Origin of the sequence: Xanthomonas euroxanthea, from assembly GCF_903989455.1 — a bacterium.
Taxonomy (GTDB): domain Bacteria; phylum Pseudomonadota; class Gammaproteobacteria; order Xanthomonadales; family Xanthomonadaceae; genus Xanthomonas; species Xanthomonas euroxanthea.
Window position 1 is genome coordinate 3,801,385 of the sequence record NZ_LR861803.1, and the last position, 12,587, is coordinate 3,813,971.

The window sequence follows — 12,587 nt, forward strand, 5'->3', positions numbered from 1 at the left end:
ACGGGTGCATCAACCCGGTCTTGTCGGCAGTCCGGGTAACCACCCCGCCATCGCCTCGGCTACCCTGCACCGATGACTGACCATCTGACCGACCTGCCCAGCGCTGTTGCGCACATCCTGCAACGCCTCAACGGCCCGCTACGTATCGGCGCGCCGCTGGGCATCGGCAAGCCACACCGGCTATTGAACGCGCTATATGCGCAGCTCAAGCACACGCCCACGCGGCCACTGGCGCTGTATACCGCGTTGTCGCTCAACCCGCCCAAGCCGGGCACGGGGCTGGAGGCGCGCTTTGCGGCCCCGTTCATCGCGCGCCATTTCGGCGAGGATTTCCCCCGCCTTGCCTATGTCGATGACATGCTGCGCGATGCACTGCCGGCGCATGTGCAGGTGGAAGAGTTCTACATGCAGTCCGGCGGGCTGCTGCACTCCACCCAGGCGCAGGCCGACTACACGAGTCTCAACTACACCCACGCTGCTGCCGCAGTGGCGCAGCGCGCACCGAACCTGATCGTGCAGAAAGTGGCGCGCGAACCGGGCGGCACGCGGCTGTCGTTGTCGTGCAACAACGACATCACCCAGGACACGCTGGATGCGGTGCAGGCACTTGGCCTGCCGCGCCCCATGCTGGTGGCGGAAGTGGACACGCAACTGCCGTGGATCGGTGGCACCGCGGCGGTGGAAGAGGCCTTCTTCGACCTGGTCATCGACCTGCCCGGTCCGTCGCCGCGCCTGTTCGGCCTGCCCAGGCAACCGGTGAACAGCGTCGACTACGCCATCGGTCTGTATGCCAGCACGCTAGTCCGCGATGGCGGCACCTTGCAGATCGGCATCGGCACCCTGGCCGATGCGCTGAGCCATGCCTTGGTCTTGCGACACACCGACAACGCCACCTATCGGCGTGTGCTGCATGCGCTGGACCCGGAACTGGAACAACACCCTGCCGTGCGCGCCAGCGGTGGCCTGGCGCCGTTCGAGACCGGCCTGTATGGCTGCAGCGAAATGCTCAATGAAGGTTTCAAGCAGCTGGTGGACTGCGGCGTGATCCGCCGCAAGGTGCACGATGATCTGCCGCTGATGCAGCGCATCGCCGACGGTGACGCCGACGCGGCCGATCACGCGCGCCTGGCACGCGAAGGCGAGTTTCTGCACGGCGCGTTCTATCTCGGCTCGCCGGATTTCTACCGCTGGCTGCGCGATCTGGACGCGGACACGCGCGATGCCATCGGCATGCGCCGCATCAGCCAGATCAACCAGCTGTATGGCGGCAATGAAACGCTGGAGCGCCTGCAACGCCGCGATGCGCGCTTCTTCAACTCCTGCATGATGGCCACCGCGCTCGGCGCGGCGGTGTCCGACGGGCTGGAAGATGGCCGTGTGGTCTCCGGTGTCGGCGGCCAATACAACTTCGTGGCGATGGCGCATGCCTTGCCGCAGGCGCGCAGCGCGTTGATGCTGCGGGCCACGCGCGATGCCGGTGCGCACGCAGCGAGCAATGTGCGCTGGAACTACGGGCACACCACCATCCCGCGCCATCTGCGCGACCTGTACATCACCGAGTACGGCATCGCCGACCTGCGCCACCAGACCGACCAGGACTGCGTGCTGGCGATGGCCGGCATCTGCGATGCACGCTTCCAGGACGCATTGCTGGCGAGCGCCAAGGCATCGCGCAAGCTGCGTGGCGACCCTGCATTGCCTGCGCGTGCACGACGCAACACACCCCAGGCGCTGGAACAGGCGCTGGCGCCGTTCCGTTGCGATGGCAGCCTGCCCGACTACCCGCTCGGCAGCGACTTCAGCGAGGTCGAGCAGCGCGTGCTGCGCGCCCTGACCTGGCTCAAACGCGCAACGGTTGGCAACAGCGCCAAGCTGATGACCCTCTGCCGCGCACTGCTGTCACGCGATACCGCCGATGCAAGCGGTGCCGCCGCTCTGCAGCGGATGGCACTGGATGCACCACGCAGCAGTGCAGAGCGCGTGCAGGCACGGCTGCTGGCATATGCCTTGCGGAAAACCGCAGTGCACTGAGCCGTCCGTGTCGCGAGACGCGATGCCATGGCGCGTTTTCCGCAATATGACGCACGACGGCAACACGGCGGAAAGCCTTGCGTCAGATTTGGCCTCGATGATGGCGGGTACCTTCTTTCCGGCCTGGCTGCATGCGCTTGCTCCCCGCTGTTTCGGCGTTGAATCCACGCAATGACCGCAGAACGAAGCCATCGCGCGCGAAGCGAAGCAGCACACGCAGCGCAGCATGCCTTGGCCTGCTGCTGATGGCCGGCGCGACCGCGCACGCCGCTCCCCGCCTTACCGACCTGCAATATATCGGCAGCCATAACAGCTACCACGCCGGCTTCGCCCCCAGCGAAGCGACGCTGCTGCAACAACTGAGTCCGGAGCTGTTCGCGGCGCTGGATTACCGCCATCCGCCGCTGAGGCAACAACTGTACGATGGTGTCCGGCAACTGGAACTGGATGTCTTCGCCGATGCCAACGGCGGCCGCTACGCACACCCGGCCATCGTCGCGCAGGTTGCCAGGGCCGGCTTGCCACCCGCAGCGCCAAGCGCACCCGCCGGGGTGATGGACAAGCCCGGCTTCAAGGTCATGCACGTGCAGGATGTGGACCAGCGCAGTACCTGCCAGCCGTTGATCGCCTGCCTGCAGGAAGTGCGCGCGTGGTCGATGCAGCATCCCGGACATGTTCCGATCTTCATCCTGCTGGAAACCAAGCAGGCACCGATGCAACTGGCCTTTCCGACCGTGCAGCCGGAGCCGTTCGATGCGGCGGCGATGGATGCATTGGATGCCGAACTGCGCTCGGTGTTTCGACCCGGCGAGTACCTCAGCCCCGATCAGGTCCGTGGCAGCGCAGCCACGCTCGACGCCGCGGTGCGTGCGCACGGCTGGCCGTCGTTGGACCAGGCACGCGGCAAGGTGGTGTTCCTGCTGGACCAACGTGCGGCCGGTGCCAGCTACCTGCCCGGGCATCCGTCGCTGCGCGGACGCGTGTGCTTCACCAATGCCGTGCCTGGCCAAGACGATGCCGCGTTCACCGAACTCAACGACGGCCCCGCCGAGACGATCACCCAGCTGGTGAAAGCCGGCTATCTGGTACGCACGCGGACCGACGCAGACCTGAAGGAAGCGCTGCGACACGACACCACCCGCCGCGACCGCATGCTGGCCAGTGGCGCGCAGTTGCTCAGCACCGACTTCCCCGCACACGAGCCGGCCGGCAACGGTTATGTGGTGCGTTTCGACGGCGATGCCGTCGCACGCTGCAATCCGCAGCTGGCGCAGGCGCACTGCACGGGCGTCGACCTCAGGCATTGAGTCGCGATCGCGATCGTCGTCGCAATCCCGGCCCCAAGCACAGCGCTGTCGCAAAGGAAGGCGTCGGCGACGCACGCCCGTACCCGCGTCACGAGGGCCGGGCACCCCACGTTCTCCAACCACGCGAGACAACTGCATGCAGCACCCCCGCACCATCCATCGCCTGACCTGCGCCATCGCGCTGGCGCTGTCCGCCCCCGCGTTTGCCGAGACGCCGGAGCCTGCCACCACCACGCTGGATTCGGTGAACGTGCAGGCCAAGCACGCCGCCACACCGGGATCGCTCAACGAACAGCGCCTGTCCAGCAGCGTCAACAGCGTGATGAGCAAGCAGCAGATCGATGCGATCCCCTCGGGCGGCATCGCCGATGTGGTCTCGCATATGCCGGGCCTGTCGGCATACAGCGACATGCATCTGGGCCAGGCCACCACCGGCGAAAACGCCTACGTCAGCATTCGCGGCATGGACGCCAGCTACAACGCCTACACGCTCAACGGCTTCGGCATGCCGGAAACCGATTCGTCGACCCGTGCGATCTCCTTGAACATGCTGGCGCCGTTCGGCATCCAGTCGGTGCAGGTGTCCAAATCCCCCACGCCCGACATGCCCGGCGATTCGATCGGCGGCGCGATCGACATGCGCACGCCCAATGCCTTCGACTTCGGCCAGGATCTCTACGCCAAGAGCACCGCGCAGGGCCAGTTCAACGCGCTGGCTTCGAAGCTGGGCGGCAAGCACACCGGCGGCACATTCCAGCAGGAGCTGGCCTGGAAATTCGGCGATGGCCATGCCTTCGGCCTCTACGCATCGGCGTATTACGGCAAGAACAACAACATGGCGCAGGCGCCGGCGCCCAACAGCAAGTACCTGCCGGCCGATCCCGCATTGGCCGCTGCAACCGACCTGCGCGATGTCGGGCCGTTGATCAGCACCCGCTACAAGTACAGCCTCTACACCAGCCAGATCGAACGCTACGGCGGCAACCTCTCGCTGGATTGGCAAGGCGACAACAGCGCGCTGTATGCGCGTGCCATCTACGGCAGCTACGGCGTCACCGGACAACAGGACCAGTCCAGCGCGCGCCTGGAAACCTATCGCAACCAGCCCACCGCGGTGCGCGGCGGCTATTTCAACACGCACGATATCGACGAAAAGCTGGCGACGCTGCAGCTGGGAGGCCAGACCACGCTGGAGCGCTTGCGCTTCGACTACGGCAGCTCGGTCGGTCGCGGCACCCGCAGCCGTCCGGACTACGTGTCGGCCAGCCTGTATGGCTTTACGCCCGGCAGCTTCGCCTTCGATCTCAGTAACCCGCGCTATCCCAGCATCGCGCCGAGCACGCCTGCCCTGCAGGACTTCTTCTACAACCTGGATTCCTCGTTGTTGTGGAAGGTGCAGGGGCATGACGCCGGCAGCCACGACAACCGCATCAACGCGCACACCGATATCACCTACCAGGTCGATGGCGATGTGCTGGACAGCGTCAAGCTCGGCCTGTCTGCCGACCACTCCGATCGCGGCGCCTACGATCACCCGTTCTTCCACAAGGACAGCAACTTCGTCACCAACGGGCCGTATTTTGGCGGGCCCAATTACGCCTTCCCCACTGCAGGCGGGCCGCCACTGAGCGCGATCCCGGGCCGCGTCACCTATAACGCCTTCGATGGCCGCTACGCCGGCCCGTTCAAGCTGCTGGACCGCAACTGGATGCTTGCGCAGGCGCTGCCCTACAAGTACGTCAACGATCCCAACGGCGCCGGTGTCTATACCGCCAACGACTACAACGCCAACACCACCTCCAGCACCGAGGCAATCTATTCCGGTTATGCGATGGCCGCACTGCATGTCGGCTCGGTGAGCGTGCTGCCCGGCGTGCGCTACGAGCTGACACGCTATTCGGCACAATCGTGGCAGTCCAGCGGCGACGGCAGCACCGGCAGCTTCGTCGGCACCGGCAGCACCTACGGACAGGTGTTGCCGGGCATCAGCGTCAACTATCGCCCGGATGATCTCACCGTCTACCGCGCCTCGTTGCGCCGCAGTTTCAGCCGCCCGGCATTCGGCCTGATTTCCGGCGAAACGGTGTACACCATCGACGACACCCAGCAGGTGGTGGGCATCTCCAAGCCCAATCCCGACCTGCATCCGAGCAAGGCCGACAACGCCGATCTCTCTGCCGAATTCTACGACCACAGCGGCGGTGTGCTCAGCGCATCGACCTATTACAAGCGCATCACCGGCTTCATCTACACCTCGCAATCGGCCACCAGCAACGACAACACGCTGGGCGGGCTGGTACCGACCGGCACCAGCTTCGAAAACGGCGTGCCGGTGACCATGCCGCAGAACGGCGGCACCGCAACGCTGTATGGACTGGAGCTGGCAGCGAACAAGCGCCTGCAGGGACTGCCGGGACTGTGGAGCAACGTTGGTGTCAGCGCCAACCTCACGCTGCAGCACAGCCAGGCGGACAGCAAACGCAGCGATCAACCGGAAAAGACCTGGCTGCCGCGTGCACCCGAGCGCATCTACAACCTGGATCTGTTCTACGACGATACGCATCTGCGCACTGACCTGAGCTACAACTACACCGGCCTGCAATTGCTTGGGCTGACCAGCGACCGGCTCAACTATTACCTGCAACCGGTCAAATCGCTGGACTTCACTGCGACCTATCATCTCCCGCACCACGTCGATGTGGGGGTGTTGGCCAAGAATCTGCTCAATGCCGCCACGTTCTACGAAACCCAGGGTAGGTCCAAGCGCTACATGGCCTACGACTCCGGTGCCGACGGCGCCTATGTGCAAACCGGGCGGGTGTACTTGCTGACCTTGGGCTACACCTACTGACGGCGGATCGGCAGACAGCTGCGGGGCGATGTCTGCCGCTGCAGGGACCGGGTTTGCACTTGCTCTCGAATCGATCGCCTGACTGACACCCGGGCGATCGATTGCTGCATCGTGCACGACGCACGCCATCGCCGGGGAGAAACCTAGCCAGGCGGACGCATCGCATCGACAGCTGCGCGGAAGAGAAATCACAGATATCCACGCACGATTCGCATCGAGACCGCGTCGTCAGTCAGTCCCGGTGCAGCCATTTCACACAGACCACGCAGGCGGCTCGGGCAAGGTGCGCGCATGCCTCTTTCGGACCTGCTCATGCCACCACGCACCCACGCTCGCGCCTGCTTGCTCGCCCTTGCTCTGGGCACTTCCCTGTCCGCACTGGCGCAAGCGCCGCAGCCCGCCGCCGCACCTGCTGCGGCAGCAACGCCCGCTGCGACCGTCGTGCCGACTGGTCCGCGCTCGGACCTGCATGCGCAGGTGTTGCTGGATCGTGCGCATTTCTCGCCGGGACAGATCGATGGCGAGCGTGGCTCCAATCAACAGCGCGCCGTGTCGGGATTTCAGGCCGCGCACAAGATCAAGGTGACCGGCGAGCTGGATGACGCCACCTGGCAGGCATTGCAGGCCGACAGCACGCCGGCGCTGGTGCAATACACGCTCACCGATGCCGATGTGGCCGGACCGTTCCAGCCGATTCCGAAGGGACCGGCCGAACAGGCCAAGCTGACGTCACTGGGCTACACCTCGGTGGACGAGGCGCTGGGCGAACGGTTCCATGCCGCGCCGGAGCTGCTGCGCCAACTCAACCCCGGCGTGGACTTGAACAAGGCCGGCGGCGTGATCCAGGTGCCGAACATCGACGGTGTCCCGCCGTTGGCCAAGCCGGCCAAGCTGGTGGTCGACAAGTCCGAATCGACGCTGCGCCTGTTCGATGCCGACGGCAAGGTATACGCGCAGTTCCCGGTGTCTTCCGGCAGCAAGCACGATCCGCTGCCGATCGGCCGCTGGAAGGTGCTGGGCGTCGCGCGCGATCCGGTGTTCAAGTACAACCCCAAGCTGTTCTGGGACGCGAAGAAGGGGGACCAGAAGGCCACCCTGCCCTCCGGCCCGAACAATCCGGTTGGCCGCGTGTGGATCGATCTGTCCAAACCGCATTACGGCCTGCATGGCACGCCGGAACCGGGCCATGTCGGCAAGACCGAATCGCATGGCTGCGTGCGCCTGACCAACTGGGACGTGGTCAACCTGGCCAGCGTGGTTGGCCCGTCCATGCCGGTGGTGATGCAGGAGTAAGCATGAAACTGCTGATGATGCTGGTGGTGGGCGTCTTGCTCGGTGCGGCCGGTTATTGGTGGCTGGAACGCGAGGCCCCGCAGGCGGCGGTGGCACCCACTTCTGCCACTGCGTCTGCGGTGGCAGCGCAGGCCCAAACGGCAGGCGCCGGGCCGGCGGCATCCTCCGCTGCTGCTCCGGCTGCCGCTGCTCCCGCCGTTGCCGCGTCGCCCTCCACCGGAACGGCAGGTGCTGCAGACGCGCCAACCGTGGCGGCATCCGCGCCCTCGCCTGACGCTGCAAGTGCAGGTAGCGGCCTGCTGATTCCGGTGCAAGGCATCAGCAGCGGCCAGCTGCAGAATACGTTTACCGATGCACGCAGCGAAGGCCGCGTGCACGATGCCATCGACATTCTTGCGCCGACCGGCACGCCGGTGATTGCGGTGGCAGACGGTACGGTCGAGAAACTGTTCAACAGCGAACGCGGCGGCCTGACCATTTATCAATTCGACCCGGCCGGGACGTACTGCTACTACTATGCGCACCTGGAGCGCTATGCCGACGGCCTGGCAGAAAAGCAGTCGATCAAGCGCGGCCAGATCATCGGCTACGTCGGCAGCACCGGCAATGCCGATCCCGCCGCGCCGCATCTGCACTTCGAGATCCATCGCCTGGGACCGGAAAAACAATGGTGGAAGGGAGAGGTCTTGAATCCCTATCCCGTGTTGCATGGCGATCAACCCCTGCAGTGACGCACGACGTGGCGATGCAGACACAGGCCTGCGCGTGATGCGCAGGCCTTCGCATTTAGATCAACATCCCGCCCGATACCTCGATGCGCTGCGCATTGATCCACCCCGTCCCCGGCGCAAGTAACGCAGCAACCACCGGCCCGATATCGTCCGGCAGTCCTGGCCGTCCCAGCGCCGTGACCGACGACACCATCGCGTTGACCTGGGCGTTATCGCGCACGGTCCCGCCGTTGAAGTCCGTTTCGATCGCGCCCGGCGCCAGCGTATTGGCACGAATGCCACGCGCCCCCAGTTCCTTGGCCAGATAACGGGTGAACACTTCCACGCCGCCTTTCATCATCGCGTAAGCCGATGCACCGGGCAGCGCGAAGCGTGCCAGGCCACTGGACACATTGAGGATGCGTCCGCCATCGGCGATCAGCGGCAACAGCGCCTGGGTCAGGAAATACGGCCCCTTGAGATGGAGGTTGACCAGTGCGTCGAACTGCGCCTGCGTGGTGTCGGCGATGGCCGCATGCAACCCGGCGCCCGCGTTGTTGACCAGCGCATCGAACTGCGTGCGGTCCCAACCGGCCAGCACCTGCTTCAACTGCGCGGCGAATGCCGCAAACGACGCGGTGTCGGCAACATCCAGCGGCAATGCCTGCGCGCGGCGGCCGAGCTGGCGGATCTGCGCGACCACCGCAGCCGCCTCATCTGCCTGGCTGCGGTAGGTCAGCACGATATCGCTGCCGTCTGCAGCGAGCGCAAGCGCGGCATTGCGGCCCAGGCCGCGGCTGCCGCCGGTCATCAGGGTGATCGGTGTGGTGGTCGACATGGATGGACTCCGGTGCGTGTTGCATGCGATGTGGAGCGATCAACAAACCAGCCGTGACCGCGAGACGGGCGTGACAGTGCCTGACCGTGCCAAGACTATTGCGCTTGCCGCACCGCATAAATCAGTCCAACCTGATTGCACCGTTCAAGAACCTCGACCAATCGATGGACACCCTGGAGTCGCTGCGCGCCTTCCTGCGCGTGGCTGAGCTCGGCAGCTTTACGCGTGCCGCCGACACGCTGGGGCTACCCAAAGCCAGCGTCTCCACCGCCGTACAGCGCCTCGAAGCCTCGCTCGGCACGCAACTCCTGCATCGCACGACGCGCCGCGTGCAACTCACCGGCGACGGCACCGCGTTCTACCAGCGCAGCCGCGACCTGCTCGACGACATGGACGAGTTGCAGAGCATGTTTCAGCGCGAACGCAGCCAGCTGCGTGGGCGCCTGCGGGTGGACATGTCCTCCGGCATCGCGCGCACATTCGTGATTCCCGCATTGCCCGGATTCCTGGCGCAGCACCCGCAGCTGGAAGTGGAAATCAGCGGCACCGACCGGCGCGTGGATGTGGTGCGCGAAGGCTTCGATTGCGTGGTGCGCGTAGGCACGCTCGAAGACACCAACCTGGTCGCACGGCCGCTCGGTGCGTTTCGCATCATTAGCTGCGCCAGTGCCGGCTACCTCGCACGACGGGGCATGCCGCAGCGCCTGGACGATCTGGCACACCACGACCTGGTGCATTACGTGCCGACGCTGGGCCAGCGCTCGTCCGGCTTCGAGTACCACGACGGACACGCCTACCAGCTGCTGCCGATGCGCGGGCCGGTCACGGTCAACAACGGCGATGCCTATCTCGCTGCGGCATTGGCGGACCTGGGCATCATCCAGGCGCCGGCCAGCCCGCTGCGTCCGTATCTGGACAGCGGCGCACTGATCGAAGTGCTTGCCGACCTTGCACCGGAACCGATGCCGGTCACGCTGCTCTACGCGCAGCGTCGCCACCTGCCGCAACGCGTACGCGCGTTCATGGACTGGGTTGCAGAGGTGATGGCGCCGCATCTGGAGCCGTTGCAGCCCTAGCCCGCCGTGGATGCGATTGCCGGCACGTCGGCGCGCATGCGCGTGTGGAAGCGGGTCTGCAGCACGCCGACGCTGGCGGGACCGGCCATCAGCGCCTTGTGCACCAGATCGATTCCACTGAGGCACACCGATCCCTGCATGCAGCGCAGGCAGTGCAATACGTGCAACAGACCTAGGATCGGCCCGCAGGCTACAGACAAGAAAACAGGCACCTGTTGCGAGGTGCCTGCATCGTTGCAGTGGCAGGCCAGGCGCTGAAAGCGCGCCCGGCCTGGTCAGCGATCAGAACGTGTAGTTGAAGGTCAGCATGCCGTTGCGCGATGCGCCCCATGCGCCATAGCCACCGTTGAACTGCGCGTAGTAACGCTTGTCGAGCAGGTTGTCGACGTTGAGCTGCACCGAGAACTGCGGCGACAGCCGGTAGCGCGCGAAGGCGCTGACCAGTGCGTAGGCGCCTTGCTGGAAGGTGCCGTAGGCCGGATCCACGTAGTACGAGCGGTTCTGCCAGTTGACGCCGCCGCCCACGGTCAGATCGCTCCACGCACCCTGCGGGGTGTAGCTGTTGAACAGCTTGAGGGTGGTGCGCGGCAGATGCGTGTTGATCGAGGTGCCGTTGTCATCGCGTGCGGTGTAGTGCGAGGCGCCGAAGGTGGTGTTCCAGCCCTCGGTCACCCGCCCGGACACCTCGAAATCGAAGCCTTCGCTGACCACGCCGTTGGCGGCCTGGTACGCCGATTCACTGCTACCGGGCACGAAGCCGCCGGTGGCCACGCCCAGGTTGTCCTGCTCGATGCGGAACACCGCCAGCGAGGCATTGAGCCTGTCGTCGAACCACGCGGCCTTGACGCCGGCCTCGTAGCCCTTGCCGCTCAACGGATCCAGGTAGCCGCCATTGGCATCGCGCAGGGTCTGCGGATTGAAGATTTCGGTGTAGCTGACGTAGGTCGACCACACGTCGTTGATATCGTAGACCAGGCCGGCGTACGGGGTGACTTCAGTCTGGGTGTCGGAGAACGGCACCAGGCCTTGCGTGGTCGAATCGAAGTTGCGGCCATCGATCTGCCAATCGGTATAGCGCGCACCCACCAGCAGCGTCAGCGGATCTGCCAGCGAGAAGCGTGCAGCCACATAGGCGGCCTTCTGCTTGATGGTACCGTCGCTCTGCACCGTGCGTGGGCTCCAGTTGGGTTCCGGGTACGCGCCGGTCCAGCCGAAGTAGCTGTCAAGTGCCGCCGGGAAATCGAAGGTGCCGTTATTGACATACTCCCGGCGGTTGTAGCTGGCGCCGGCGACCAGCTGATGCTCGCGGCCGAACAGCTGGAACGGGCCTTCGGCATAGACATCGGCACCATCGGCCTTGCGCTCGGTCAGGTAGTTGCCCGAGTACGGCACCACGCCGCCGCCGGTGGCACGGTCGAACCCGAAGATCGTATAGAACGGATAGAACAGGTGATTGGCCGCTTCGGTCTTCTCGTGGCTCAGATTGGCCTTGAGGGTCCAACCGTTGTCGAAGCTCTGCTGCAGGCTGGCGAAGGTGCGCTGCAGGCGCGTGTCCCAGAACGTCCAGTCGGTCGCCGGGTTGAACGAACGATCGTAGCTCGTGCGGGTGCCATCGCTGTAGAACAGCGGGAAGCCGCCCCAGGTGACATCGTCCGATTCCTTCTTCTGGTACTCGTAGCCCACGCTCAGCAAGGTGCTGTCGGTGAGGTCGGCGTCGATGATGGCCGAGCCGATCTTCTTGCGCAGGTTGTAGCGGTCCATGTCCGACTCGCCGTCCTGGTACACGCCGATCACCCGTGCGCGCACGTTGCCGCTGGGGCTGAGCGGCACGGTGACATCGGCCACGCTGCGGGTCTTGTTGAAATCGCCGCCACCCACCGACACGGTGCCGGTGAAGTCGCGGCTGAGCGCATGCTTGCGCACCAGGTTGATCGAGGCCGACGGATTGCCCGAACCGGTGAGCAGGCCGGTGGCGCCACGCACCACTTCGACGCGGTCGTACAGCGCCACGTCCAGCGCCGAGTCACCGTAGCTCCAGGCCTGCTCCATGTAGGCCGGGATGCCGTCGAACTGGTAGTTGTCGATGTAGAAGCCGCGTGCGTAGAACTCCAGCCGCTCGCTGTCGCTCTGCGCCACCGAGATGCCGGTGACGTTGTTGAGCACGTCGGTGATGCTCTGCAGGTTCTGGTCGTCCATGCGGTCGCGGGTGATCACGGTCACCGACTGCGGAATCTCCCGCAACGACAGGTCCATGCGCGTGCCGGCGGTGGTCTTCTCCACCGTGTAGCCCTTGGCCTGTTCCCCCTGCACGATCAGCCGGTCCAGCGTGGTGACCTCGGCATCGGGGGCGGCAGCAGGCGTCTCGGCCAGCACCTGGCCGGCGGCCATCGTGCACAGCGCGGCCAGCAGCGCGCGCGGCAGGACATGGCGACGCGCGCCCACGGAAGCAAGACGCAATTCGGTACTACGGATCATCGGGGA

The 12,587-nt window shown here is 65.4% G+C and carries 8 protein-coding genes; 6 read left to right on the forward strand and 2 right to left on the reverse strand.

The window, feature by feature from the left end; all coding sequences use genetic code 11:
* Positions 1 to 72: 72 nt before the first annotated feature.
* From H7A86_RS15885 to H7A86_RS15905, 5 genes are all read left to right on the forward strand, one after another.
* Positions 73 to 2,031 carry an acetyl-CoA hydrolase/transferase C-terminal domain-containing protein gene (locus H7A86_RS15885; protein WP_180707914.1) on the forward strand — a complete coding sequence of 653 codons (1,959 nt, stop codon included), beginning with the start codon at positions 73 to 75 and terminating at the stop codon, positions 2,029 to 2,031.
* Between the two features lie 131 nt (positions 2,032 to 2,162).
* Positions 2,163 to 3,338 (forward strand): phosphatidylinositol-specific phospholipase C1-like protein, encoded by a 1,176-nt coding sequence (locus H7A86_RS15890; RefSeq protein ID WP_119131035.1) that lies wholly within the window; start codon positions 2,163 to 2,165, stop codon positions 3,336 to 3,338.
* Positions 3,339 to 3,474: 136 nt separating this feature from the next.
* Complete coding sequence (locus H7A86_RS15895; RefSeq protein ID WP_119131034.1) at positions 3,475 to 6,189, forward strand: TonB-dependent receptor; 2,715 nt, start codon at positions 3,475 to 3,477, stop codon at positions 6,187 to 6,189.
* Between the two features lie 369 nt (positions 6,190 to 6,558).
* Positions 6,559 to 7,482, forward strand: a complete 924-nt coding sequence (locus H7A86_RS15900) for a L,D-transpeptidase family protein (protein ID WP_180497037.1) — start codon at positions 6,559 to 6,561, stop codon at positions 7,480 to 7,482.
* A 2-nt stretch (positions 7,483 to 7,484) separates the two neighbouring features.
* Complete coding sequence (locus H7A86_RS15905) at positions 7,485 to 8,213, forward strand: M23 family metallopeptidase (protein ID WP_119127507.1); 729 nt, start codon at positions 7,485 to 7,487, stop codon at positions 8,211 to 8,213.
* A 55-nt stretch (positions 8,214 to 8,268) separates the two neighbouring features.
* On the opposite strand, the gene H7A86_RS15910 is transcribed toward H7A86_RS15905, so the two are convergent.
* Positions 8,269 to 9,030 carry an SDR family NAD(P)-dependent oxidoreductase gene (locus H7A86_RS15910; RefSeq protein ID WP_119131032.1) on the reverse strand — a complete coding sequence of 254 codons (762 nt, stop codon included), beginning with the start codon at positions 9,028 to 9,030 and terminating at the stop codon, positions 8,269 to 8,271.
* A 98-nt stretch (positions 9,031 to 9,128) separates the two neighbouring features.
* Between H7A86_RS15910 and H7A86_RS15915 the strand changes: the two genes are divergently transcribed.
* Positions 9,129 to 10,106 (forward strand): LysR family transcriptional regulator, encoded by a 978-nt coding sequence (locus H7A86_RS15915; RefSeq protein ID WP_180708163.1) that lies wholly within the window; start codon positions 9,129 to 9,131, stop codon positions 10,104 to 10,106.
* A gap of 282 nt (positions 10,107 to 10,388) precedes the next feature.
* Here H7A86_RS15915 and fhuE read toward each other — a convergent pair whose 3' ends face one another.
* Positions 10,389 to 12,581: a ferric-rhodotorulic acid/ferric-coprogen receptor FhuE gene (gene fhuE / locus H7A86_RS15920; protein WP_119131030.1), complete on the reverse strand. Its 2,193-nt coding sequence runs from the start codon at positions 12,579 to 12,581 to the stop codon at positions 10,389 to 10,391.
* Positions 12,582 to 12,587: the final 6 nt, after the last annotated feature.

Excerpts from the sequence above, each read along its gene's own strand:
- H7A86_RS15885 (WP_180707914.1), top strand. The coding sequence starts at position 73 with ATGACTGACCATCTGACCGACCTGCCCAGCGCTGTTGCGCACATCCTG.
- H7A86_RS15890 (WP_119131035.1), top strand. The coding sequence starts at position 2,163 with ATGCGCTTGCTCCCCGCTGTTTCGGCGTTGAATCCACGCAATGACCGC.
- H7A86_RS15895 (WP_119131034.1), top strand. The coding sequence starts at position 3,475 with ATGCAGCACCCCCGCACCATCCATCGCCTGACCTGCGCCATCGCGCTG.
- H7A86_RS15905 (WP_119127507.1), top strand. The coding sequence starts at position 7,485 with ATGAAACTGCTGATGATGCTGGTGGTGGGCGTCTTGCTCGGTGCGGCC.
- H7A86_RS15910 (WP_119131032.1), bottom strand. The coding sequence starts at position 9,030 with ATGTCGACCACCACACCGATCACCCTGATGACCGGCGGCAGCCGCGGC.
- fhuE (WP_119131030.1), bottom strand. The coding sequence starts at position 12,581 with ATGATCCGTAGTACCGAATTGCGTCTTGCTTCCGTGGGCGCGCGTCGC.